The 24,719-nt window shown below is 63.4% G+C and carries 23 protein-coding genes and 1 pseudogene; 15 read left to right on the top strand and 9 right to left on the bottom strand.

All coding sequences use genetic code 11. The features are described 5' to 3' along the window. A partial coding sequence (locus A2J01_RS12550; RefSeq protein WP_197494210.1) for a YhjD/YihY/BrkB family envelope integrity protein occupies positions 1-596 on the top strand: 596 nt, incomplete at its 5' end. On the opposite strand, the gene A2J01_RS12545 is transcribed toward A2J01_RS12550, so the two are convergent. Beyond that, positions 569-805, bottom strand: a complete 237-nt coding sequence (locus tag A2J01_RS12545; RefSeq protein ID WP_003942602.1) for a DUF3039 domain-containing protein — start codon at positions 803-805, stop codon at positions 569-571. The two genes, A2J01_RS12550 and A2J01_RS12545, sit on opposite strands and share 28 nt — an antisense overlap. Before the next feature lie 83 nt (positions 806-888). On the opposite strand from A2J01_RS12545, the gene A2J01_RS12540 reads away from it, so the two are divergent. The 3 genes from A2J01_RS12540 to A2J01_RS12530 all read left to right on the top strand — a co-directional run bounded on the left by A2J01_RS12540 (position 889) and on the right by A2J01_RS12530 (position 3,905). Beyond that, positions 889-1,248, top strand: a complete 360-nt coding sequence (locus A2J01_RS12540; RefSeq protein WP_003942638.1) for a DUF3099 domain-containing protein — start codon at positions 889-891, stop codon at positions 1,246-1,248. A 26-nt stretch (positions 1,249-1,274) separates the two neighbouring features. Continuing rightward, positions 1,275-2,774: a DUF7782 domain-containing protein gene (locus tag A2J01_RS12535; RefSeq protein WP_064112820.1), complete on the top strand. Its 1,500-nt coding sequence runs from the start codon at positions 1,275-1,277 to the stop codon at positions 2,772-2,774. A gap of 159 nt (positions 2,775-2,933) precedes the next feature. Beyond that, a complete protein-coding gene (locus A2J01_RS12530) occupies positions 2,934-3,905 on the top strand; it encodes a sigma-70 family RNA polymerase sigma factor (RefSeq protein WP_003942639.1) in 972 nt (323 codons plus the stop codon). A gap of 124 nt (positions 3,906-4,029) precedes the next feature. On the opposite strand, the pseudogene A2J01_RS12525 reads toward A2J01_RS12530, so the two are convergent. Further along, positions 4,030-6,740, bottom strand: a pseudogene (locus tag A2J01_RS12525) (bifunctional acetate--CoA ligase family protein/GNAT family N-acetyltransferase). After that, complete coding sequence (locus A2J01_RS12520; RefSeq protein WP_064112819.1) at positions 6,733-8,004, bottom strand: acetoin utilization protein AcuC; 1,272 nt, start codon at positions 8,002-8,004, stop codon at positions 6,733-6,735. Before A2J01_RS12520 ends, A2J01_RS12525 begins: the two are co-directional and overlap by 8 nt. 176 nt (positions 8,005-8,180) lie before the next feature. Between A2J01_RS12520 and A2J01_RS12515 the strand changes: the two genes are divergently transcribed. Both A2J01_RS12515 and galE read left to right on the top strand, forming a co-directional pair. Further along, positions 8,181-8,867: a metal-dependent transcriptional regulator gene (locus A2J01_RS12515; RefSeq protein ID WP_003942150.1), complete on the top strand. Its 687-nt coding sequence runs from the start codon at positions 8,181-8,183 to the stop codon at positions 8,865-8,867. Positions 8,868-8,875: 8 nt separating this feature from the next. After that, positions 8,876-9,865 carry a UDP-glucose 4-epimerase GalE gene (galE, locus tag A2J01_RS12510; RefSeq protein ID WP_064112818.1) on the top strand — a complete coding sequence of 330 codons (990 nt, stop codon included), beginning with the start codon at positions 8,876-8,878 and terminating at the stop codon, positions 9,863-9,865. On the opposite strand, the gene A2J01_RS12505 is transcribed toward galE, so the two are convergent. Next, positions 9,862-10,995 (bottom strand): DUF4192 domain-containing protein, encoded by a 1,134-nt coding sequence (locus tag A2J01_RS12505; RefSeq protein WP_197494209.1) that lies wholly within the window; start codon positions 10,993-10,995, stop codon positions 9,862-9,864. The two genes, galE and A2J01_RS12505, sit on opposite strands and share 4 nt — an antisense overlap. 155 nt (positions 10,996-11,150) lie before the next feature. Beyond that, positions 11,151-11,906 carry a DUF5642 family protein gene (locus A2J01_RS12500; RefSeq protein ID WP_064112816.1) on the bottom strand — a complete coding sequence of 252 codons (756 nt, stop codon included), beginning with the start codon at positions 11,904-11,906 and terminating at the stop codon, positions 11,151-11,153. A 355-nt stretch (positions 11,907-12,261) separates the two neighbouring features. Here A2J01_RS12500 and A2J01_RS12495 point away from each other — a divergent pair, with 355 nt between their 5' ends. The 3 genes from A2J01_RS12495 (at position 12,262) to A2J01_RS12485 (ending at position 16,971) form a co-directional block, all read left to right on the top strand. Continuing rightward, a complete protein-coding gene (locus tag A2J01_RS12495; RefSeq protein WP_003942198.1) occupies positions 12,262-13,221 on the top strand; it encodes a proteasome assembly chaperone family protein in 960 nt (319 codons plus the stop codon). 181 nt (positions 13,222-13,402) lie between these two features. Then, positions 13,403-14,440, top strand: coding sequence for an alpha/beta fold hydrolase (locus tag A2J01_RS12490; RefSeq protein WP_007732813.1), 1,038 nt, complete (start codon positions 13,403-13,405; stop codon positions 14,438-14,440). 26 nt (positions 14,441-14,466) lie between these two features. Next, entirely contained in the window at positions 14,467-16,971 is a 2,505-nt protein-coding gene (locus A2J01_RS12485) for a DEAD/DEAH box helicase (protein ID WP_064112815.1), read from the top strand. Between the two features lie 53 nt (positions 16,972-17,024). Here A2J01_RS12485 and A2J01_RS12480 read toward each other — a convergent pair whose 3' ends face one another. After that, a complete protein-coding gene (locus A2J01_RS12480) occupies positions 17,025-17,432 on the bottom strand; it encodes a DUF5997 family protein (protein ID WP_007732807.1) in 408 nt (135 codons plus the stop codon). 56 nt (positions 17,433-17,488) lie between these two features. On the opposite strand from A2J01_RS12480, the gene A2J01_RS12475 reads away from it, so the two are divergent. Both A2J01_RS12475 and A2J01_RS12470 read left to right on the top strand, forming a co-directional pair. Continuing rightward, positions 17,489-18,337 carry a LysR substrate-binding domain-containing protein gene (locus A2J01_RS12475; protein WP_003942255.1) on the top strand — a complete coding sequence of 283 codons (849 nt, stop codon included), beginning with the start codon at positions 17,489-17,491 and terminating at the stop codon, positions 18,335-18,337. 122 nt (positions 18,338-18,459) lie between these two features. Next, entirely contained in the window at positions 18,460-19,860 is a 1,401-nt protein-coding gene (locus A2J01_RS12470) for an FAD-binding oxidoreductase (protein ID WP_064112814.1), read from the top strand. A gap of 28 nt (positions 19,861-19,888) precedes the next feature. Here the strand turns inward: A2J01_RS12470 and A2J01_RS12465 are convergent, their stop codons facing one another. Next, the gene (locus tag A2J01_RS12465; protein ID WP_020907545.1) at positions 19,889-20,809 is read right to left on the bottom strand and encodes a hydrogen peroxide-inducible genes activator; all 921 of its coding nucleotides are present in this window, start codon (positions 20,807-20,809) and stop codon (positions 19,889-19,891) included. A 229-nt stretch (positions 20,810-21,038) separates the two neighbouring features. Here A2J01_RS12465 and A2J01_RS12460 point away from each other — a divergent pair, with 229 nt between their 5' ends. From A2J01_RS12460 to A2J01_RS12450, 3 genes are all read left to right on the top strand, one after another. Next, complete coding sequence (locus A2J01_RS12460; protein WP_064112813.1) at positions 21,039-21,626, top strand: peroxiredoxin; 588 nt, start codon at positions 21,039-21,041, stop codon at positions 21,624-21,626. A gap of 2 nt (positions 21,627-21,628) precedes the next feature. Further along, complete coding sequence (locus tag A2J01_RS12455) at positions 21,629-22,168, top strand: carboxymuconolactone decarboxylase family protein (RefSeq protein WP_003942122.1); 540 nt, start codon at positions 21,629-21,631, stop codon at positions 22,166-22,168. 80 nt (positions 22,169-22,248) lie between these two features. After that, a complete protein-coding gene (locus A2J01_RS12450; protein WP_064112812.1) occupies positions 22,249-22,929 on the top strand; it encodes a PhzF family phenazine biosynthesis protein in 681 nt (226 codons plus the stop codon). Positions 22,930-22,980: 51 nt separating this feature from the next. Here the strand turns inward: A2J01_RS12450 and A2J01_RS12445 are convergent, their stop codons facing one another. After that, the gene (locus A2J01_RS12445; protein WP_064112811.1) at positions 22,981-23,613 is read right to left on the bottom strand and encodes a hypothetical protein; all 633 of its coding nucleotides are present in this window, start codon (positions 23,611-23,613) and stop codon (positions 22,981-22,983) included. A 17-nt stretch (positions 23,614-23,630) separates the two neighbouring features. Between A2J01_RS12445 and A2J01_RS12440 the strand changes: the two genes are divergently transcribed. Further along, on the top strand, positions 23,631-23,897 hold the full coding sequence (locus A2J01_RS12440; protein WP_042919958.1) for a hypothetical protein: 267 nt from the start codon (positions 23,631-23,633) through the stop codon (positions 23,895-23,897). Positions 23,898-23,899: 2 nt separating this feature from the next. Here A2J01_RS12440 and A2J01_RS12435 read toward each other — a convergent pair. After that, on the bottom strand, positions 23,900-24,719 hold an 820-nt coding region (locus tag A2J01_RS12435), incomplete at its 5' end, for an aminotransferase class III-fold pyridoxal phosphate-dependent enzyme (RefSeq protein ID WP_064112810.1).

Below are 24,719 nucleotides of genomic sequence, written 5' to 3'. Positions count from 1 at the left end.
TCGCTCTGCCGAAGTCGCTGCCGTGGCATCGGCTGCTCGCGGGCGCCCTGGTCGCCGGTGTGTTCTTCATGGCCGCCAGCACCGGATTGCGCTGGTACCTGGGATTCGTCACCAGCACCGGCTACACGTACGGCGCGTTGGCAACGCCGATCGCGTTTCTGCTCTTCACGTTCTTCCTCGGTTTTGCCGTCGTCCTCGGCGCCGAGTTCAACGCGACGGTTCAGGAGTTCTGGCCCGCTCGTGCCACTCGGATGGAGCAGATGCGAGAGTGGCTTGCGGCTCAGAACACCGACGAAAAGACCGGTCCGGTCACCAACCTGACCTGGCACCTGGCCACCAGCCCGATCCGCATCTCGGGCGACAAAGCGGACCCGGCCACGGTCCCCTCGTACGGGCGGCCCCGCAGCAGACAAACCGAGAGCAGACAATCGGAGTCGCGCCAGAACTCGTGCGTCGACCAAGATCCCTGCGATGAACCGCACGCAGACGCGAAGAGCCCGGCGGCCGACTGCGTCGAGGCTGTCGATCCGCCGAGCTCCGGAAGTACTCCCGCTCGCCTGACCCGAGGTCAGTCGCCCTTACGGAGTCCTTCGTAAATCTTCTTGCAGTCCGGGCACACCGGTGATCCCGGCTTGGCGGACTTCGTCACGGGAAACACCTCACCGCACAGCGCGACGACATGGGTTCCCATGACGGCGCTCTCGGCGATCTTGTTCTTCTTCACGTAGTGGAAGAACTTCGGGGTGTCGTCGTCGGTCGTTTCGTCGGTGGAGACGTCGGGACGTTCCTTGGTTTGAGTGCTCACCCCTCCAATAATGCCGTCTCCGTCACAGCGGTGCGACCCACGGGTCGTGTGCAATTGTCGGCCGAGAGTGGAACAGTGGAGTCATGGCACGAAATGGCGCGTTCGGCAGGTCCGACGAGGCCGGGACTCCCGACAATCCCGTACTGATCACCGAAGCGCAGCAGTCCGTCGAAGAACAGCACAAAGCCCGAGTGCGCAAGTACATGATCATCATGTCCTTCCGGTTCCCGGCGTTGATCCTCGCGGCGATCGCGTACGGCATCTGGGCCAACGCCTGGATCTCGATGCTCATCATCGGTGCATCCATTCCGCTTCCCTGGATCGCCGTCCTGATCGCCAACGACCGACCACCGCGCACCAAGGACGAACCGAGTCGATACGACGGACGAAAGAAGACCGCAGGCGAGATCGAATCCGCGACGCACCACACCATCGAAGGCTGACAAGTTCCGCCTGCGAGAATGACAGGGTGAGAAGCGAAACGCTCCTGTCCATCACCCCTGCGCTGCGTGAGGCTCTGCTTCGCAATCGATTCGACACCGGAACCATGCTCGAGGCGTTGGGTCCCGAAGTTCACGCTGCTCTCGGTCGAAGTGAGCCGGTGCCCGTGCGCCGCGCCACCCGAGAACTCGGGGACCTGGGCGTTCTCATCAGACTGTTCCTTCTCGCCGATGACTGCCCGGCGGGCGACGTCGCCGCGGCGCTGGCTCCGCTGACAATCGCGCAGTGCGTCGACGCCGGTCTGCTCGAAGGTGAGAACTTCGACAGTGAGAATCCGCTCGTGCGGGCCGCGGTGGATCTTCGCCCCATCGACGTCGGCGACGGCGATCGTTGGGTGATCTCGGATCTCGACGGCGGAATCCGTCCCAAGAAGGCCACGGCCGATCATGTGCTGGGCGTCGGGCATGCGTCACTGTCCTTGCTGCAGGCCACGCCCACCGCGAGGGTCGGCAGCGTGCTCGACCTCGGTACGGGATGCGGCATCCAAGCCCTGCACGCGAACACGTACGCCGATTCGGTCACCGCAACCGACATCAATCAACGCGCTGTCGACCTCACGGCAGCAACCATGGCCCTCAACGGACTGGACGTCGAACTCCTTCAAGGGTCCTGGTTCGAACCCGTCGAGGGTCGAACCTTCGACCAGGGGGTCGCCAATCCGCCGTTTGTCGTCGGCGAGGCACGCGTCCATCACACGTACCGCGATTCCGGCCTCGATCTCGACGGTGCGAGCGAATTGATGATCTCGCAATCGATCGACTACCTGAACCCCGGCGGCACGGCAGCTCTGCTGGCGTCCTGGGTGCACGTCGAAGGGCAGGACTGGCGGTCGCGGATCGCGTCGTGGCTGCCGGCCCACGGCGTCGATGCCTGGGTGGTCCAGCGCGATGTCGCGGATCCGGCTCTGTACGTCGGTACGTGGCTCAAGGACGGCGGGCAGGATCCTCGAGATCCGGAAACGGCATCGAGAGCAAACGCCTGGCTGGATCACCTCGAAGAATCCGATGTCGAGGGCGTCGGCTTCGGTTTCGTGTTCCTTCGCCGCACCGACTCCCCCACCGACCTGATGGCCGAGGACCTCATGCACGGCTTCTCGGACCCGCTCGGGGCCGAGGCGCTCGCATACTTCGACCGTCTTGCCTGGTTGCGTGAACACGACGTCCTCGAGGAACGCTTCGTCCTCGATCCGGACACGGCTCTCGAACGCGTCTACCTCCCCGGTGACGAGGGATGGCAACAAGTGGTCACGCGTGTGCACCGCGGCAACGGACCGCACTGGCAGCACGAGATCGACGAGCTCGGTGCTGCGCTGTTGGCCGGACTCCGAGCGGATGGACTGGTGGTCGACGAATTGATCGAACTTCTTGCCGCGGCGAACGGCGAAGACCCGGACCAGCTACGTGAGGCCGTCGTCACAATGATGGTCTCGCTGGTTCGACACGGGTTGGTGCTTCCCGTCACGAACTGAGTTCCCGGTGAGTTGCAGATTTTTGTGTTCTCAGCAACTTCTCAGGACGACTGGGAAATAACTGCAGGTCACGGCGATTTAGCGGAAATCGGCACGGGAACTTTCCCGGAACTCTCACACGTTGAACTGTGTGAGAGACCGCCGATAGGGAGGCAAGTCATGACAAGCCCCAGCACCACTACTCGCATTCGTCCGAGCGCCGCAGATCTGGACGCCCAGAGCCCGGCCGCAGACCTGGTCCGCGTCTACCTGAACGGGATCGGTCGTACTGCACTGCTGACAGCAGCAGACGAGGTCGAACTGGCGAAGCGAATCGAAGCGGGGCTGTACGCCAGCCACGTCCTTGCCACGGGAAAGCGCCTGACAGTCGCCAAGAAGAGGGATCTCGCAACGATCGTTCGCGAGGGACAGTCGGCACGTAGCCACCTCCTGGAAGCGAACCTGCGACTCGTCGTGTCGCTGGCCAAGCGCTACACCGGCCGCGGAATGCCGCTCCTCGATCTGATTCAAGAAGGCAACCTCGGACTCATCCGTGCGATGGAGAAGTTCGACTACGCCAAGGGCTTCAAGTTCTCGACGTACGCCACCTGGTGGATCCGTCAGGCGATCACCCGCGGAATGGCTGATCAGAGCCGCACCATCCGGCTCCCAGTCCACCTCGTGGAGCAGGTCAACAAGCTCGCCCGCATCAAGCGCGAACTGCACCAGCAGCTCGGGCGAGAAGCCACGGACGACGAGTTGGCCGAAGAGTCGGGCATCCCGGCGCACAAGATTGCCGACCTGCTCGACCACAGCCGCGACCCGGTAAGCCTGGACATGCCTGTGGGCAACGACGAAGAAGCGCCCTTGGGCGATTTCATCGAAGATTCCGAGGCGACCTCGGCCGAGAACGCCGTCATCGCCGGTCTGCTGCACAGCGATGTGCGCAGCGTACTCGGGACGCTCGACGAGCGGGAGCAGCAGGTCATCCGACTTCGCTACGGTCTCGACGACGGCCAGCCCCGCACCCTCGATCAGATCGGCAAGCTCTTCGGCCTCTCGCGTGAGCGGGTTCGTCAGATCGAGCGTGAGGTCATGGGCAAGCTCCGCGTCGGCGATCGCGCCGAGAAATTGCGGTCCTACGCGAGCTGATCAAACAACACAGCACGTGCGTCAGCGCGCCACACCACTCGCGCTGACGCACCGCACAAAGCACCGGCCACCGCTACTTCCCTCCCCCTCGGGAATGTGCGGTGGCCGGTGTTGTTCGCTGTGTCTACCGCAGCCGCCTGGGCCCCAGGTCGATTGCGCTCGGCTCAGGTCCGATTCGGACACGTGAATCGGTGATCTCCGCGCCGGTAGCCGAAGCGAGTACCGGCTCACAGGCCAGTTCGCGGACTTCGGGAATGTCGTCGGCCAGCGCCGAGATGCGCTGAACTAGATCAACCAACGCACCCTTGTTGACCGGAACGGCGTTGCGGTATCCGGAGAGAAGCGGCGCGGCCTTGGGCGCGTCGATCAATTCCGTAGCAGCGTCCTCGGTGAGAGGCAGTACGCGATAGGCACGGTCACCGAGGAGATCGGAGATCACACCGGCAAGCCCGAACGAGATCAGCGAACCGAACGACGGGTCGTCTTGGACACCAACCACACATCCGATGCCCTTGGTTGCCATTTTCTGCACGTGCAGCAGCGGTTCACCCGACGCGGCCGCAAGATCTGGTAAGCGAGGCGCACCGATTCCGGTCCACTCAGATCCAGCCTGACGCCGCCCAGATCCGGTCGGTGTCGCCACATTTCGCCGGTTGCCTTGACCGCGACCGGGTAGCCGACAGCATCCGCTGCCTCTACTGCTTCGTCTTCGCTCAGGACCGAACGGAATTCGACGACGGCGACCCCGTAACACTCGAGCAGCGCCGCCGCTTCCACATCTGAAAGCCAACGGCCAGGAGAGTTTTCAAGCCAATCTGCCACCATCTTCTGGGCTCGCTCGGAGTCGATACCCACGGGGCGAACCACCTTCGACGCAGGCTTGCTGCGCCACTCCGCATATCGCCAAGCCCTCGCCAACGCCAGGGCGGCACGCTCCGGCCCCGGGTAGGACGGCACCGAACCGCGGGTCGGGTTACCGACTTCGTCACGAACTGCCAGGACGTCCGGCACACCCTCAGCTGCGAGGAACGTGGTGAGAATCGGCTTGTCCGAGCCTGCGACGGCGTCCTTGAGTGCTTTCGCGAACGGCTCGACCGGAATGGCAACCGGGGGAACGAAGACGGCGATGACGGCATCGACGTCGAACGACGCCAAAGCGTCGCGCACGGCAGTGGCGAACAGTTCCGGACTCGCCTGGGCGCCGAGGTCGACCGGGTCGCTGACCTGCAGACCTTCACTGCGGGCCGCGTCCGCAGCGAGGACACCGAGCGCGGTCGAGTTTCCGATGACCGCAAGCCGGGGGCCGGCGGGCAACGGTTGGTATCCGAAGAGCAAGGCGCAGTCGAACAATTGTGAAATGGACCCGACCTGAATGACGCCCGCCTGTTCGAAGAGGGCGCGGACGATCGAATCGTCGATCTCGACTCCGGTGGCGGCGAGCACCGGCGGAACCGCGTGCCGACCGCTCTTCACCGCGACGATCGGCTTCTTCCGCGCAACTCGACGGGCGATGCGAGAGAACTTCCGTGGGTTGCCGAAGCTCTCCAGATAGAGAAGGACCACTTCGGTGGACTGGTCGGAATCCCAGTACTGCAGAAGGTCGTTACCCGAGACGTCCGCACGGTTACCGGCGGAAACGAAGGCGGACAATCCGATTCGGCTGCGAGCGGCTTCGTCGAGAATGGCGATACCGAGCGCGCCGGACTGACAGAAGAAGCCGACGTTGCCTGCCACCGGCAAGACCGGCGCGAGCGTCGCATTCAACGAAATCGCCGGGTCGTTGTTCGCGACACCCAGCGCATTCGGGCCGATGAGGCGCATACCGTGAGCGCGCGCTGCATGGACCAGTTTGCGTTCGGACGAGCGCCCGTCCGGACCACTCTCACTGAAGCCCGACGAGACGACCACCAGCGCTTTGACGCCCTTGTCGAGGCAGTCGTCGAGTACCGAATTGATCGATTCTGCAGGTACAGCCACGACGGCGAGATCGACGTCGTCGGGGATGTCACGAACCGTCGGATATGCCCGAACGCCGTGTACCGAACGATGCTCCGCGTTGACGGGATAGACCGGTCCGGTGAATCCGCCGCGCAGCAGGTTGGTCAACACCGCGTTACCCACTTTGGCCGGGTCCGCTGATGCGCCGATCACCGCCACCGATCGCGGGCTGAGCACGTTTCCCATACTGCGGGCCTCAGCTGCCCGCTCACGCGAATTACGTACTGAAACAAGCGCTTCCGTTGGGTCGATCGCGAATTCGAGTCTCAGCACGCCACCGTCGAAAGAGCGGCTCACCTGATACCCCGCCTCACGGAACACCGTCACCATGTTGCGGTTCTCGGAGAGGACCTCGGCGACGAACATCGTCAGACCGTTCTCGGCCGCTGCCGCTGCCAGGTACTCGAGCAGGATCGGGCCGAGGCCGCGCCCCTGGTGTGCGTCGGCGACGACGAAGGCGACCTCGGCAGACTTTCCGTCACCGACGTCGAGCAGTCGCTCGTATCGACCCACCGCGATGATCTCGTCGCCGAGCATCATCACGAACGCCACGCGGTTGTGGTGGTCGACCGTCGTGAAGTTCTTGACGTCGCGCGCCGACATCGTGGGGTACGGGCCGAAGTAGCGCAGATACCGGGTGCGCTCGGAGAGTTTGCCGTGGAATTCGACGAGCTTGTCCGCATCTTCGGGAACGATGGGTCGCAACGCCACCGCTCCGCCGTCGGAGGCGAGAACATCGACTACCCAGGAATGGGGATAGGTGTGAGCGGGGTCGGTCTTCGGCGCCTGGCCGCTCGCCTCGCCGCCGGCAGCTTCGGTATCGGACTGTTCAGTCACGGGGATCCTCCGGGTCGAGTCCGAGTAGCGGGAACGAAGCGCGACGTGTCGCGATGATCGCCGAGTCGATACGGGTGAGTGCACGGTCCACCGAGGCGACACCTGTCTCCGGTGTACCACCCGGGCCGTCCCACGGCGTGTAGGCGACATCGCCGCCGTCCCCCATGGTCGGCGGGAGGTCGACGCTCGGCGCTCGCAGCTTCGTCGATTCCTTCCAGTCTTCCGGGACAGCGGTGTCGACGTCGATCTCGCGATCGAGCGCTGCAGCGATCAAGTGAGTCCATGCCCTCGGCACGACGCGCACCAGTCCGTATCCCCCGCCTCCGACTGCCAGCCACCGCCCCTCGGAGTAGCGGTCGGCGAGGTCACGCATCGCCAAAAACGCGGCGCGCTGACCGTCGACGGTGAGGGCGAGATCCGCGAGCGGGTCCTCGCGGTGCGAGTCGACTCCGCACTGGCTGATGATGATCTGCGGGCGGAAGGCTGCAATGGCTCCCGGGACGACGGCGTGAAATGCACGCAGCCACAACGCGTCGACGGTTCCGGGCAGCACCGGGATGTTCACCGCCGTACCTTCGGCGGCCCCGTCGCCGACCTCGCTCGACCATCCGGTGTTCGGCCACAAGGTTGCCGGGTGCTGATGCAGCGAGACCGTGAGCACCCGCGGGTCCCCGAGGAACGCATGTTGCACTCCGTCGCCGTGGTGAGCGTCGACGTCGATGTAGACGATGCGGTCGTAGCCGTTGTCGAGCAGCCACGAAATCGCAACCGCCGCATCGTTGTAGACGCAGAATCCAGAGGCCCAATCCGCCATCGCGTGGTGCATGCCGCCGCCGATGCTGACCGCGCGCCTCGTACGTCCCGAAGCGATTTCCTGCGCTGCGGCCAGCGAGCCGCCGGCGAGGATCGCACTGGCTTCGTGCATGTGCGGGAAGACCGGGTTGTCCTCGGTACCGAGCCCGTGGGGAACATCCTGGCCGCTCACACCGTTGTTCGCAGAGTTACCCGCGTCTTTGACCGCTGCAAGATATGCCGGTGTGTGGATTCTGAGGAGGTCGGCATCGGACGCGGCACTCGGTTCGAGAAATTCGATGCCCTCGAGAAGTCCGAGGCTTCGCGAGAGTGCCATCGTGAGATCGAGGCGAGTGGGATTCATCGGGTGATCGGCGCTCCACCGATAGCTCAGGTACTCCGGACTCCACACCACGACTCGATTCGCTCGAGACGCCGCGGGGTCCCCGTCAGATCTGATCGACGCGGTCATGGGATCACGCTACTTCCTTCTCGTTTCGTGCTGCACACCACACTCGTGGCCCGCTTCGGAGACCGAGATCGAGTGACACGAATCCAATTCGGACACGCGCTGGACTCGCCGCGGTGGAGGCGGCACCGGAACCACGAACTGAACGGTAGAATGATCAACTGACGAAGGGGTTGAGTGTGAAGGATCTAGTCGACACCACGGAGATGTATCTCCGGACGATCTACGACTTGGAAGAAGAGGGCGTAGTCCCACTCCGGGCGCGGATCGCCGAACGGCTCGAACAGAGCGGACCCACCGTCAGCCAGACTGTTGCGCGTATGGAGCGTGACGGCTTGCTGATGGTCGCCGGCGATCGACATCTGGAACTCACCGACAAGGGTCGCGATCTCGCGATCTCTGTCATGCGTAAGCACCGGTTGGCAGAGCGCCTGCTGGTGGACGTCATCGGTCTCAAATGGGAAGACGTACATGCCGAGGCATGCCGTTGGGAGCACGTGATGAGCGAGGAGGTCGAGCGTCGGCTCGTCGTCGTTCTGAACAACCCCACGACGTCGCCCTACGGCAACCCGATTCCGGGCTTGGACCAGTTGGGACTCGACGGCCCGGTTGCCACCACCGAAACATTGGTGCGCCTGACCGATATTCCGCACGGCGCACAGACAGCTGTGGTCGTTCGGCGACTGGCCGAGCACGTGCAGTCCGATCCCGAGGTGATCGCGCAGCTGCGTGACGCCGGCGTCGTTCCCGACGCCAGGGTGACGGTCGAAACCCGTCCGGGCTCGGTGACGATCATCGTGCCGGGTCACAGCGGGTTCGACCTGTCCGAGGAAATGGCTCACGCCGTTCAGGTCAAGCAGGTCTGAGGAAGTAGATGAAACTCCTGGTCACCGGCGGCGCCGGTTACGTCGGCAGTGTGTGCAGCACTGTGTTGCTCGAGCGTGGACACGAGGTTGTCGTCATCGACGACCTCTCCACCGGAAATGCCGACGCGGTGCCTGCCGGTGCCGAGTTCATCGAAGGGGACGTGGGAGCGCTTGCCGCCGACGTCCTCGGCGGTGCGGGTTCACCGATTTTCGACGGTGTGCTTCACTTCGCAGCGCAGTCGCTGGTGGGCGAATCGGTGCTGCACCCTGAAAAGTACTGGCGCGGAAACGTCGTCACGACCATCGAGTTGCTCGAGGCTATCCGTGTCTCCGGTACTCCCCGCCTCGTGTTCTCGTCCACCGCCGCTACGTACGGCGAACCGGAGCAGTCCCCCATCGTGGAGACCGCTCCGACCCGCCCCACCAATCCGTACGGCGCGACCAAGCTCGCGATCGATCATGCGATCACCTCGTACTCGATCGCCCACGGCCTCGGTGCGACGAGCTTGCGTTACTTCAACGTCGCAGGTGCGTACAAGTCCGCCGGCGAGAACCGGGTGATCGAAACCCACCTGATTCCACTCGTCCTGCAGGTCGCGCTCGAACAGCGGGACAAGATCGCGGTCTTCGGAACCGACTGGCCCACGCCGGACGGAACCGCGGTACGCGACTACATCCACGTGCTGGACCTCGCCGAAGCACATCTACTGGCGCTCGAATCCTCGGTTCCCGGCGAGCACCGCATCTACAACCTCGGAAGCGGTGCCGGCTTCAGCGTGCGCGAGGTGATCGCCGCCTGTGCGCGGGTCACCGGCCTGCCGATCAACGTCGAGGACGCGTCACGACGGCTGGGTGATCCGGCAGTACTGATCGCATCGAGCGACAAGGCGATTGCCGAGCTGGGTTGGACGCCCACGCGTACCGATCTCGACGTCATCGTCGCCGACGCATGGCAGTTCCTCCAGGATCTGGGCGACCGCTCACACGCTGCTCGCTAGCTTCCATTCGGCAGTGCCGGCGGCAAGCCGGTGATTCCGAGCGATTCCCCGATGGACAATCCGACGGCCGCGAGGTCACGGATTCCGTCGGGGCGCATACCGGATTGCAGCGATAGATCCAGCAATCCCGCCAAGGTGTGTTCCGAATCGGCCGACAGCGCGGCCGACAGCGCAACACCTGCCAGAGGGCCGTCGCCACGCACGTATGCAAAGAAGCCGAGAAGTGTTGCCGGCCAAGCTCGTTCGGGCGACGGGACTTCATGGGTGAGCACGAGCCACAATTGCTCAGCATGTGCCGCAACCGACGTGATCGCCAATCCCAGCACCACGTCGCGCACGCGTACGTCCGTCAATGCGACCACCAGATCGGCGCATTCCTGCGGGTCAGGGCGGTGAGCGCCTGCCTCGACACGGCGGACGTGTTCCGACACCAGATCGATCCGGCACTGAACTGCGGTTTCACCGCTCGGTCCCCCACTGTGCGCGCTCGACTCTCGTCGGCTCGCGATCAATCGGGCAATCGTGTCGTGATTGCGAGCGGCGCCGTGTACCCACCGGACCAGTTCCTCACGCGAACGGCGAATGACCCTCCCGCCCAACACCTGTGCTGCTGCAACCGACGAAGATGCCGGGTCTGGCAGGGTGCCGCGGTGAATCGAACGCATGACGCTCGTCCACGGCTGGCCAGATTCTATTGCGGCCGTGCACAATACGTCGGCCAGCTCGACGCAGGTTCCGCCGAGCATGTCTTCGAATACCTCGGCCAGCTCGATGGTTTCATCGATCAGAGTTTCAGCCGCCGAGCAATCGGTGATCACCACGAGAACGACCGCACGCGCGCCTTCCCCGTCACAGACGGCGGCGAACTGGCGCAGCGCCGCGCTCATCTGCCTCGCGGGCTTTCCCCTGACACTGGGAAAGTAGTCGTGCCGCATCACTGGTCCGAGCGTCGAGGCGGAGGCGCCCATCAGAGACAGCGCAACCACAGAGTTGGACGGATGGAAGCCCAGGAGTGCGGGTATTGCCGCGATCAATTCGCCTGGATCGGAGACGCGTTCGACGCATCCGAGAAGGGCGGCAAGGTCGTCGTCGGAGAATTCGAATTCTCCCGGAAGAGGTGATGTCGTCATGCACACACCGTCGCTGATCACCCTGACCCGGCCGTCTGCTCGACCAGGGAAAACAGCTGCGTCCAACTCGTCTGTGGATTACCGCATTTGTTGGGGACCAAGTACCGCGCCGCACCGAGCAGCTCCGCTACTTGTCGGACCTGTGTGCTGCGAAATCACTTGCCTGCTTTGACCTTCTGTACGGCTGCGGTGAACGCTTGATCCAGCGGTGCCGTCGAGGGCGTCGCAGAACCGAACGTCATCAGTGTTGTCGCCACCCGTACGTCGCCGACCTGCGCGATCAAGGTCAGCATCGTCTGATCACCGGCTGTGGCCTTGGGGGACACGACAGTGCGGCGAAGTGACATCGTCTTGTCGGCATCGATCGGCGACGGCGGAAGAATTTCCGTCGTCACTGTCGTAGTGACGCCGTTCGCAGTGACAGTCATGGACGAGCACTGCCGAGTTTGCGCTTCCAACTCGTCCAGTGGTGCATCGACCTTCGTGAGTTCAACCGAAATCGTTGCCCTCGTCGCATTGTCGGTCCCGACCGCCATCACGGTCCCGTTCGGACCGTAATCCTGTTCCGGTGGCTCACATTCGGACGGATCGACGGTGGCACCGCGCGGGACGCCGACTAGATCCGGCGCTGCCATCGGAACGGCTTGCGGGGGCAGCACAACAGCGCCGAAGGGCTCGGGGAATTCCTCGGGAGTCAGCAGCAGTTCGGACAGCGGTGCCGCCGTTTTCGGAGAGGTGGATTTCGGCGTCGAGGATTTGGGTGCAGCCGTCGTACTCGGCGCCGCCGTGCCGCTGTCGGTCGCACCGGCAGTCGCCGGCGCGGAGTCCGGAACGGGTGCTCCTTGGACCGACCCGGAGCAGCCCGCGAGTAGTGCAACGGCGGCCACCGCAGCAAGTGAGCATGCGGCCACTCGCCTGGACGATCGTGGACACACCCGCATGTAAGCCTCCGCACTCGACCGATACCGACAATCGACCAATCCATTTCGGACAAATCGGCCGTGCCGACCTTGTGTTCCACTCTGCCATGTCCGAAGCCGCGCACCCGACATCTAGCGAACGCCCAGGCCAAGTGTCGAAAGATACCGCTCAGCTTCGCTCTCGGCGAACGCCCGTCTCGTCGGATCGGGAATGATCGGTCACCGACTCGGTGTTCTTACCGATGAACGTCTGATCCAGTGCTGTCGGGCACCTGACTCCGATGCTGTCGCGCGTGCGCCGATAGTGGACACTTGAGATCAAGACCGAAGAGCGAAGGGGACTGCGATGGACGAACAGTCGAGGATGTACGAGCTGGAATTTCCGGCGCCCCAGTTGGCGGCTGCCGACGGCCAGGGGCCGATCCTGATTCACGGACTCGAGGGTTACTCCGACGCCGGTCACGCCGTGAAGTTGGCGACGACGCATCTGCGCGAAAGCCTCGAGACCGAGCTTGTCGCGTCGTTTGCTGTCGACGAGCTGATCGACTACCGCTCGCGTCGACCGACGATGACGTTCAAGGCCGATCATTTCTCCGATTACGACGCTCCGGCGCTCAATCTGTACGCACTGCGCGATACCGCCGGCACGCCGTTCCTGCTGCTTGCCGGGATGGAACCGGACCTCAAGTGGGAGCGGTTCACCACAGCCGTTCGACTGTTGTCTGAACAGTTGGGAGTGCGTCGAACCATCGGGCTCAACGCGATTCCGATGGCAATCCCGCACACCCGACCGCTCGGTGTGACAGCACATTCGACCAACAAGGACCTGATCCAGGACCATCAGCGTTGGTCAGGTGAACTGCAGGTTCCCGGCAGCGCATCATCACTGCTCGAGCTTCGTATGTCTCAGCACGGGCACGAGGCGATGGGCTTTTCGGTGCATGTCCCCCACTACCTCGCGCAAACGGACTACCCGGGCGCCGCAGAAACTTTGCTCGAAAACGTTTCCGAGGTTTCGGATCTGGAGTTGCCCTTGGTGGCACTGGGTGAGGCCGCGGCGCGCGTTCGGGAACAGGTTAACGAGCACATAGCCGGGAACGAAGAAGTTCAGACTGTAGTCCACGCTTTGGAGCGTCAATACGACACTTTTGTCGCCGCTCAGGAACAACAGTCGTCCCTTCTGGCCGGCGAGGCCGACCTTCCCAGCGGTGACGAGATCGGCGCAGAGTTCGAAAAGTTCCTGGCCGAACAGGCAGGAAATGACGACTTCGGCTCAGCTGGAGACCTCGATCGAGGCGACAACTGACGAAAATGTGACGGGCGGGGCGCATAATTCGACATTGTGCGCATTCCGCAACCCCTCCGTTACCTGGGCTGTTGTTCAGGACACATCCGTCGGATAGCCTCAAACTCTGTGTGATTTTCGTTGACGGCTCAACAACTGGAGCAGACAGTCAACGTGGTCACACGCCGAGCCAGGAGGCGACATGAGCAGACCACGGAACCGTCAGCTCCGACCGGTCCCCGACGAGGAACCGCGGATGATGTTCCGGACGATTCACGGCTACCGACGCGCATTTCGGATAGCCGGCGAGGGTCCGGCAGTACTGCTCCTGCACGGAATCGGCGACAACTCGTCGACGTGGACCGAGATCATTCCCCACCTCGCCAAGAAGTACACGGTCATCGCACCTGACCTGTTGGGTCACGGCCGTTCCGACAAGCCACGCGCGGATTACTCGGTAGCCGCGTACGCCAACGGCATGCGGGATCTTCTGTCGACGCTCGGCATCGAGCACGTCACCGTCATCGGGCACTCGCTCGGCGGCGGCGTAGCGATGCAGTTCTCCTACCAATTCCCACACATGGTGGATCGCCTCGTGCTGGTCTCAGCCGGTGGCGTCACCAAGGACGTCCACCCGCTGCTGCGGCTCATGTCCGTTCCGGTGGTCAACGAGGTGGTAAAGCTGCTCCGGATACCTGGTGCGATGCCGCTCGTCCGGATGGCCGGGAACCTTGCCGGCGTAGTTCACGGTTCAAATTTGCGTCCCGGCACCATGTTGCACGACACACCGGACCTGATTCGCGTGCTCGCTGATCTCCCCGACCCCACTGCCTACGAGGCCTACCTTCGTACGCTGCGGGCCGTCGTGGACTGGCGCGGACAGGTCGTCACGATGCTCGACCGCTGTTATCTGACCGAGAATCTGCCGGTTCAACTGATCTGGGGCGACGACGACTCCGTCATTCCCGTCTCCCACGCTCACCTCGCGCACGCGGCGATGCCGAACTCACGCCTCGAAGTCTTCCGCGGCTCGGGCCACTTCCCGTTCCGCGACGATCCGATGCGTTTCCTGCAGATCGTCGAAGATTTTCTTTCCAGCACCGCACCACTCGTCTTCGACGAGGCTCGCTGGCGCCACATGCTGATCTCCGGGGTCGGCGAGAACACCATCACCGGAACGTCGTCCACCCGCATGGCGGTGCTCGACGCCATGGGCTCGGACGAGCGAAGCGCAACCTGATCCACGGTTGCGGCTAGCCTGTACGAGTGCTGCTGACGGAACTTCTCCCCGACAACGCGGATCCTGATTCCGTTTTCGACGCCTTCTCTTCGTGGACCATCGAACGAGGTTTGACGCTCTACCCGGCCCAAGAAGAGGCCGTCATGGAGTTGGTCTCGGGTGCAAACGTGATCCTTGCGACGCCGACCGGGTCAGGCAAATCGATGGTGGCGATCGGCGCGCATTTCTATGCGATGTCGCTCGGCAAGCGCACGTACTACACAGCGCCGATCAAGGCGCTCGTGAGCGAGAAGTTCTTTGCACTGTGTGAGGTCTTCGGTGCCGAGAACGTCGGCATGATGACCGGCGACGCCGCCGTGAACTCGTCGGCGCCGATCATTTGTGCGACGGCCGAAATCGTCGCGAATCTTGCACTGCGCGAGGGCCCGAACTCCGATATCGGCCAGGTCGTGATGGACGAGTTCCACTTCTACTCCGAACCCGATCGAGGTTGGGCGTGGCAGGTTCCGCTCATCGAGTTGCCGCACGCCCAGTTCCTGTTGATGTCGGCAACTCTCGGTGAAGTCGACTTCTTCTCCGAAGATCTGACGCGCCGTACCGGAAAACCCACCACCGTCGTCTCCGGCACAGAACGCCCCGTGCCTTTGATGTTCTCGTACGCGACCACGCCGGTCGGCGAAACCATCGAAGATCTGGTGACCACCAACCAGTCCCCCGTCTACATCGTGCATTTCACGCAGGCCGCCGCCCTCGAACGCGCCCAGGCACTGACGAGCGTCAACTTCTGTTCCAAAGAAGAGAAGGAAGCGATCGCCGAGGCGCTGGGTGGTTTCCGCTTCACCACCGGGTTCGGAAAAACACTCTCCCGCCTGGTCCGGCACGGCATCGGCGTTCACCATGCGGGCATGCTGCCCAAGTACCGACGGCTCATCGAAGTTCTCGCACAGGACGGGCTTCTCAAGGTGATCTGCGGTACCGACACCCTCGGCGTCGGCATCAACGTCCCGATCCGCACGGTGCTGCTCACGGGTCTGGCCAAGTACGACGGCGTCCGCACTCGGCATCTGAAAGCCCGCGAGTTCCATCAGATCGCCGGTCGCGCGGGTCGTGCAGGCTACGACACGATGGGCACCGTCGTCGTCCAGGCACCCGAACACGAAGTAGAGAATCTGCGGGCAGTCGCCAAGGCCGGCGACGATCCGAAGAAGATCAAGAAGATTCAACGCAAGAAGGCTCCCGAGGGGTTTGTATCCTGGAGCGAAGCGACGTTCGATCGCTTGGTCGCCGCATCGCCCGAACCGTTGGTGTCGCGATTCTCGGTCAGCAACTCGATGCTGCTCAATGTCATTGCCCGCCCGGGTAACTGCTTCGACGCGATGCGGCACCTGTTGGAGGACAACCACGAATCGCGTCCGGCGCAGCGCAAGCACATCCTCAAAGCGATCTCGCTGTATCGCGGATTGCTCAGCGCCGGCATCGTGGAACGCCTCGACGAACCCGACGAGTACGGCCGCATGGCTCGGTTGACGATGGACCTGCAACGCGACTTCGCCTTGAACCAGCCACTCTCACCGTTCGCCTTGGCGGCATTCGAACTTCTCGACGTCGAATCCGACAGTTACGCACTCGATGTCGTCTCGATCATCGAGTCGACGCTCGACGATCCGCGTCAGGTTCTGATGGCGCAGCAGCACTTCGCTCGTGGCGAAGCGGTTGCGCAGATGAAGGCCGACGGCATCGAGTACGAGGAGCGCATGGAACTCCTCGACGAGGTTACGTGGCCGAAACCGTTGTCGGACTTGCTGTTCCCGGCTTTCGAAATGTACCGGGGTGGCCACCCGTGGATCACCGAGTTCGCCCTCTCCCCCAAGTCCGTGGTGCGCGACATGATCGAACGCGCCATGACGTTTGCCGAGTTGATCAGCCATTACGGACTCACCCGGTCCGAGGGCCTCGTCCTGCGCTACCTCGCCGACGCCTACCGCGCGCTGCGACAGACCGTCCCGACGGAAGCGCGCACCGAGGAACTCGAAGACATCATCGAGTGGTTGGGCGAGCTGATCCGTCAGGTCGACTCGAGCCTGCTCGACGAATGGGAGTCACTCACCGACCCCGGAGCCGAGGCAGATACGGAAGAGGTTGCGTTCGGCGCCGACATTCCCCGTCCCATCTCGGCGAACCCGCGCGCATTCCGCGTCATGGTGCGCAATGCGATGTTCCGACGCATCGACCTCGCGTCGCGTCGGCAGTGGAACGAGCTGGAAAACCTCGAGGACGGTATCGACGCCGCCGAGTGGGAGGAGCAACTACTCCCGTACTTCGAGGAGTACGCAACAATCGGAACCGGGCCATCGGCGCGCGGGCCGGCGCTCTTCCAGGTCACCGAAGAGGGTGAGTTCTGGCGGGTGCGGCAGGTGCTCGAGGATCCGGAGGGCGATCACGGATGGGCACTGCTTGCCGTCGTCGACATCCCGGAATCGGATGCCGCGGGTGAAATCGTGTTCGACGAGCTGAGCGTCGTAGAAGGCTAGCGCCTGTGCGCCTTTCTGGTAGTCGGCGCTACCAAAAAGGCGCACAGGGGGCGTCAGCCCCTACGAGCCTTCCGCGGCTGGTTGCGGCGAGCAGCGCGCTTTTCCTTGATGCGAACGTTCTCGGCCCGCACCTCGGCCTGAACAGCGCGTTCCTTTTCGAGCCATTCGGGCTTCTCTTCGAGGAGTGCGGCGATCTGATCCGTGGTGAGTGCTTCTTCGACGCCGCCGCGGGCCAGGCCGGCGATCGATACGCCCAGCTTGGCTGCGATGACCGGGCGAGGATGCGGTCCGGTGCGTCGCAGCTCCAGCAGCCACTCCGGCGGATCGGTCTGCAGAGCGGTCAGCTCGTCACGAGTCACGTCGCCTTCCTGGAACTGCGCAGGTGTTGCTTCCAGGTACACACCCAGCTTCTTGGCAGCCGTCGTCGGCTTCATCGTCTGGGGAGTTTTGTTCGACGTCATGCAACAAGAGTAACCAGCCGATACGGGTGCTTTTACCAAGGCGGTAGCCTTGCCTGGTGACAGACGCGGATAGTCAGGCAATTTTTCGACTCGCGTACGCCCCGGGGGTGACGCCCACCAAGTGGGTCCGGGTGTGGCACGAGCGGCTCCCCGAGGTGCGTCTGGAACTTGTTCAGTTCCCGGTTCTCGAACTCGAAGCTGCACTTCGCGCCGGTGAAGCAGATGCAGGTTTGGTTCGACTGCCGATCGACCGGACCGGCATCAGCGCCATCTCGCTGTACGCGGAAACCCCGGTGGTGGTGGTACCGAAAGATCACGTATTCACTACTGTCGATCAGATTTCCGTCGACGATCTGGCCGACGAGATAGTGCTCGATCCTCTCGACGACAGACTCGACTGGCCGACCCGTCCCGGAAAGACCGCCGCCGAGCGACCCGCGACCATCGCCGACGCCATCGAGTTGGTGGCCGCCGGCGTCGGAGTTGTCGTGGTTCCCCATTCGCTGGCGCGGTTCCACCATCGCAAGGACCTGACCTTCCGTCCGGTGGACGGTGCGCCCGAGGCTCCTGTGGCTTTGGCATGGATGGAGTCCAAGACCACAGATCTGGTCGAGGAACTGATCGGCATCGTGCGGGGCCGAACGGCGCAGAGTTCCCGCGGCCGAAACGGTGAGCCGGCGGAGAAGATCAAGGGCTCCGTCAAGGCCAAGATCGCGGCCCGCGAGCGTCGCGCAGAAGCTGCCAAGAACGGGCAGAAAGCTAAGGGCGCCGGCACCGCAAAGAACATATCCGGACGCAACGCCGGTTCCGGTAAGGCCAAGGCGGGCGGCAAATCAGGCAGCGGCAAGTCCGGTGGGACCAAGAGTTCGGGTGGCCGGTTCTCCGGAAAGCAGAAGGGCCGCTAGGGCTTCAACTGGCAACTCGGAGGATCGCTGCCGGACAATGCTGAACTGATCAGGCGCGACAGACTCGGGCTGTGGTCTCGCGAATTGGCGCATCGTCGAACTCCGTCGAGCATGATGAGAGTATGACTCCCGCGAGTTCTTCAGCCCTCGACGAATTGGTAGCGGCACTCCCCGAGGGAGCCGTCCTGCTGGATCCGGATGTGACCGCGGGCTACCGCCAGGACTGGGCCGCCGACCCGACCGCCGGCCATCCCGCTGCCGTGGTTCGCGCTACGTGCACCGAAGACATCCAAGCAGTCATGCGATGGGCAACCGCCAACCGCGTACCGGTGGTTCCCAGAGGTGCCGGCTCGGGCCTGTCCGGTGGATCCAGCGCCGTCGACGGTTGCATCGTGGTCAGCACCGAGCGAATGCGACAGATCACGATCGACCCGGTCGCCCGTGTGGCGGTCACTCAGCCCGGCTTGATGAATGCGGAGGTCAAGAAAGCCGCCGCAGAGCACGGACTCTGGTACCCACCTGACCCGTCGTCCTTCGAGATCTGTTCCATCGGCGGCAATGCAGCCACCAACGCCGGCGGACTCTGCTGCGTCAAGTACGGAGTTACCACCGACTACGTTCTCGGACTCCGGGTCGTGCTGGCGGACGGTACAGCTGTCAGCCTCGGAGGTCCCCTTCTCAAGGACGTCGCCGGACTCTCACTCACCAAACTGTTCGTGGGCAGCGAGGGCACTCTCGGCATCATCACGGAAATCACGTTGCGTCTGATTCCGGCACAACCGCCCGCATCAACCGTCGTGGCCTCGTTCGACTCGGTGCAAGAAGCTGCCGACGCAGTCTTGGCGATCACCAGCAACATGCGTCCGGCGATGCTCGAGTTCATGGATCATGCCAGCATCAATGCCGTCGAGGATTCGGTACGCATGGGTCTGAACCGCAAGGCTCACGCATTGCTGCTCGCACAGTCCGACGCACCCGGCGCGGCAGGCGTGCTGGAAATCGAGACGATTGTTCAGGCGTGCGAAAACAACGGAGCCACCGAAGTATTCGCCACCGATGACCAGGCCGAAGGTGACGCCTTTGCGGCGGCACGGCGAGCGGTGTTCCCGGCCGTGCTCGCGATGGGAAGTCTGCTTCTCGAAGACGTGGGCGTTCCCATGCGCGCACTCCCCCAGCTGGTAACCGGGGTCGAAGCCATCGCAGACGACCTCGACGTCCTGATCTGCACGGTGGCGCACGCCGGAGACGGAAACACCCACCCGCTCATCGTCTTCGACCCCGCAGACCCGGACATGTCCGAACGCGCACAGATCGCATTCGGACGGGTGATGGATCTCGCCATCGCGCTCGGCGGCACGATCACCGGCGAACACGGTGTGGGTCGACTCAAGCGCGACTGGCTGCCGTCACAGTTGGGTGAAGACGTCATGGCCCTCAATCGCAAGGTCAAGGATGCGCTCGACCCGCTGGGAATTCTCAATCCCGGAGCCGTCATTGCTGTGAAAGAAGGCTCTCTCGACTAGCTTTCACGTCGAGGTCGAACGAGTCACGTCATCGAGGAACCGTCGGGCTGACCGAACGGACCAGCTCGGCCAGCTGACGGAATCCTTCTGCTCGGCCACTCGACGAGCGGAACACGACGCCGATCGTGCGACCTGGAGCCGGCGAAGCGAAATGCGCCGTCGACAAGTCCCCGCGTCGAACCTCCACGGCAACAGCCGATTCCGGGACCAAAGTCACCCCGAGTCCCCCGGCCACACATTGCACGACTGTCGCGAGAGAGGTAGCCCGCGTGTCGCCGGCAAGCGGATGGGCGTCTACCGAACGGCACAGATCCAACGTCTGGTCACGCAGGCAGTGGCCGTCGTCGAGCAAGAGCAACGGCAGCGCGTCGAGCACGTCCGCCGTGAGATCGACACGTCCGGCCAAGGAATGATCGTTCGGCACGACCATCACAAAATCCTCTTCGTACACAGGAACTTCCACCAGGCCAGGTGTTCCGGCAGGAAGCGCCAACACCGCGACGTCGAGCGCTCCCGATCGCAGGGCATCAAGCAAGCGCGCCGTTTGATCCTCGACTATTTGCGGCGCCAACGACGGCAGCTTCTCGCGCAGCTCCGGCAACAACCCCGGAAGAATGTAGGGCGCAACGGTCGGGATCAACCCGATGCGTAGCGGTCCGGTCAGAGAGTCGCCGGAGCCGGCCGCGCTCGCGACGAAACCGTCGGCAGCTTCGAGAATCTGCTTGGCCTGACCGAGCAAGCGCTGTCCGTCCGCGGTCACGAGCACGCGTCGCGTACTACGTTCGATCAGTTTGACCCCTAGTCCCGCCTCGAGAGCTGCCAGCGCCTGCGACAGTGTGGGTTGGCTCACACCGGAACGCGCTGCGGCAGTACCGAAGTGCCGGTACTCGGCCACAGACACAAAGGCACGCAGCTGTGACAAGGAAGGTTGATAAGTCTGATCAGACATGCCTATCAGTGTAGTGCCACCCATCACCTTTACCTTTTGAACGGTTTGATGCAGAATGGACTCATACCAAAAAGCGCCGGTCACAACCTCGACACTCCAGTCGAAACCGTCCGACCCGCTGACGGTGACAAACCCTCTCGATCCAGCACGTTCGGCCGTCACAGTCCGAACAGCCGGATCGTGTGCGCAAGAAATTCCTGTTCACGAGACACGTAGGAGAATGAGACACATGGCTCTGCTCACAATCGGCGACCAGTTCCCCGCTTACAACCTCACGGCTGTCATCGGCGGCGACCTGTCCAAGGTCGATGCCCAGCAGCCCGATGACTACTTCACCACCGTCACCAGTGACGACTACGCAGGCAAGTGGCGCATCGTCTTCTTCTGGCCCAAGGACTTCACCTTCGTGTGCCCCCCCGAGATTGCTGCATTCGGCAAGCTCAACGAAGAGTTCGCAGACCGTGATGCTCAGGTTCTCGGCGCTTCCGTCGACAACGAGTTCGTGCACTTCCAGTGGCGTGCACAGCACGAAGAGCTCAAGACCCTCCCCTTCCCGATGCTCTCGGACCTCAAGCGCGAGCTTGCCGAGGCCACCGGCGTCCTCAACGCCGACGGCGTTGCAGACCGCGCGACGTTCATCGTCGACCCCAACAACGAGATCCAGTTCGTCTCCGTCACAGCCGGTTCCGTCGGCCGTAACGTCGATGAGGTTCTCCGCGTCCTCGACGCTCTCCAGAGCGACGAGCTGTGCGCATGCAACTGGAAGAAGGGCGACCCGACCATCAACGCCGGCGAGCTCCTGACTGCGAGCGTCTGAGTATGAGCGTCGAGAACCTCAAGAACTCGCTTCCGGAGTACGCGAAGGACCTCAAGCTCAACCTGAGTTCCATTGCGCGCACGACGGTCCTGAACGAGCAGCAGTTGTGGGGAACGCTCCTCGCAACGGCCGCAGCCACCAAGTCTGCGTCCACGCTCAAGGAGATTGCTTCCGAGGCTGCCGACAACCTGTCGGCAGAGGCATACAACGCCGCTCTCGGCGCAGCGTCGATCATGGGCATGAACAACGTCTTCTACCGCACCAAGGGCTACCTCGACGGTAAGTACGACGACCTTCGTGCCGGCCTGCGGATGAACATCATCGGCAACCCGGGCGTCGACAAGGCCGACTTCGAATTGTGGTCGCTTGCAGTGTCCGCGATCAACGGCTGCAACCACTGCCTCGAAGCTCACGAGAACACCCTCCGCCAGGAAGGTGTCGACCGCGAGGTCATCTTCGAAGCGATCCGCGCCGGTTCCATCGTCGCGGGCGTCGCACAGGCTGTCGAAGCCAACGAGATCCTCTCTGCCGCACAGGTCTGATCACTCGGACCTGAGTGCAGTTCGACGAGCCCTCCCCACCGTGAAGGTGGGGAGGGCTTTTCGCGCGCTAGGGTGGACCGATGGGTATCGAGGTGAGTGTGGTCCGGGTCTTCACGGACGAGAACGGCAAGCACGGGAATCCGCTGGGAATCGTCGACGCGTCCACGGTTGCAGAATCGGATCGACAAGCCGTCGCGAAGGAACTCGACTACAGCGAGACCATCTTCATCGACGTTCCGGATGACGGCGCCTCGCGTGCGCGGGTCCAGATCTTCACTCAGGCAGCAGAACTCCCCTTCGCCGGACACCCGACCGTCGGTGCCACGTGGTGGCTGGGCGAACAGGGCCGTCGCGTGAGCGCCCTCGACGTTCCTGCCGGCAGTGTCGACGTCCGCCAATCCGGCGCTTTGACGTGGGTACGCGCGCGTGCCGAATGGGCACCGGAATTCGCGATCTATCCGATGGACACGGTGGACGACGTCATCGACGCAGATCCGTCCGACTACGAGGCGGATCATTCGTATCTGTGGGCGTGGCAGGACAAGCTCGAAGCTGCCATCCGCGCACGCATGTTCGCACCGGTGATGGGAATCGCCGAGGACGAGGCAACCGGATCTGCAGCGCTGCGCATCACGGACCGATTGAGGAAATCACTGCTCATCACCCAGGGACGCGGATCGGTGCTTCACACCACCTTCTCTCCGGAAGGTTGGCTCGAAGTCGGCGGCCGCGTCGTCGCCGAGCCGTCACGAACCTTGTGAGTACCCGGCGGGATTGCGTCCGGCCTCGAGGTCACGTGCACTCAGTGATACCTAGATCTCGTCACCGAGCGCAACTCCCGGCGCGAGGGGCAACTGATCTCCACTCCAGAACTTGCCCGGGTCGAACCAGTTGACACGACGATTGCCGACGAGCAGACCCATCGCTTCATAGGTCTTGGCAACCACTTCGGCGCAGTAGGCGCTCTCGACGGCCACTGCCGATACGTCGGACTTCTTGCGCAGCTTCGGGATTCGGCCTCCGAACCAGCGCGAAGCAAGCTTGGCCGTCGACGGGAAAGGCGTACCGTCCAGCCGCGCGATCGTCTCGAGCAGAGCGTCTTCCTGCTCCCGGGTGACTTCGTGGTCGAGCTGGCGCAACCATCCACGCTGCCCGTACTTGGCGCCCCAGACCTGAACGGCCGATCGCAGATCGTGCAGTTGGACACCACGCTGGAAGCGTCCGGTCCACATGTCCTGCAGCGAGTGACCGAGTTCCGCATGCCACATCAGCGGCGGGAGGTCGTCGATCACGACCGACATTCCGACGTGGTTGACGGGACTGTTGGTCAGTGTCTGAATGGCCCGGTCCGCCGTCGACTCTCCACGGAAGATCCAGATGTCGCCCGTGCGGGTCGCCGCAGCGGCCTCGTCGAGACTCACCTGCGAAAGCAATCGTCGGTCCATGCCTCTAGCGTAGAGGGATGAAACTCCGTACTCCTCTGCGCGCCTCGCACGTTTGGAAACTGGTCGGCCTCGCCGGTGCAATGGGCGTTGCCGCCACCGGGGTTCTCGTTGCGCGCGGCGAACGCCAGCGTCGGGCCTACTCTCCGGACGAAATTCGCTCGGTACTGCACGAGCGGTACACCCAGGCCTACGCCAAGCAGTCGGAACAAGAGGTTCTGGAACTCGAACCTGCACCCAACGCTGTGCGGCGCCGAATCGAGAAATTCTTCCGGCGCCGCAGCTGACTTCAGCCGAGGGCTGCGAGGATCCCTGCTGCCATCTCCGCGACCTGATCATCGGTCATGACAAACGTCGGCGAAATCTGCATCGCACCCTGACCCGCCGCGCGACCCGAAATACCGTGCTCACGAAGCGTCTTCACGAACGGCAACGCCTCCGCCGGATCGGCCAACTGCACCGCGGCGACCGCACCGAGCCCACTACGAACCTCCGCCACCCGCGGATGCTCGGCCAGCGGTTGCAGATGCGTATGCAACGACGCCTCCAAACGCTTCGACTCCGCGAGCAGATTCTCACGCTCGAGAATGTCGAGGTTCGCCATCGCCGCCGCAGCAGCACCGGCATGCCCGCCGTAGGTGTACCCATGGCGCCACCACGAACCGGCATAGAACGGCTCCGCCACCCGCGGCGCGATGAACACCGCACCCATCGGAACGTAACCCGACGTCAAACCCTTTGCCGTGGTCATCATGTCGGGCTGCAAATCGAAACGGGTGGACGCGAACCACTCACCACCGATCCGGCCGAAACCGGTCACGACCTCGTCGACGACAAACAGAATGTCGTGCTCACGGCAGATGTCACGCACCTCGGCCAGGTACCCCTCCGGCGGCAGATACACCCCACCCGCACCGATGATCGGCTCCGCGAAGAACGCAGCGATCTTGTTCGCACCGATCTTCTCGATCAACTCGAGCAGGCTCTTCGCATCGTCCCAGCCGACGGTCGCCGCATCCGCCATCAGCTCGCCGTACCCCTCACGGTTCACCGGAATACCAGCGAGAGCCGTTCCGGCAACGTGCATTCCGTGATACGCCTTCTGGCGT

It is taken from the genome of Rhodococcus sp. EPR-134 (assembly GCF_001647205.1).
Lineage (GTDB): Bacteria > Actinomycetota > Actinomycetes > Mycobacteriales > Mycobacteriaceae > Rhodococcus_F > Rhodococcus_F qingshengii.
The sequence above is the reverse complement of the archived record's forward strand: the minus strand, read 5'-3'. Positions and strand labels throughout refer to the sequence as shown.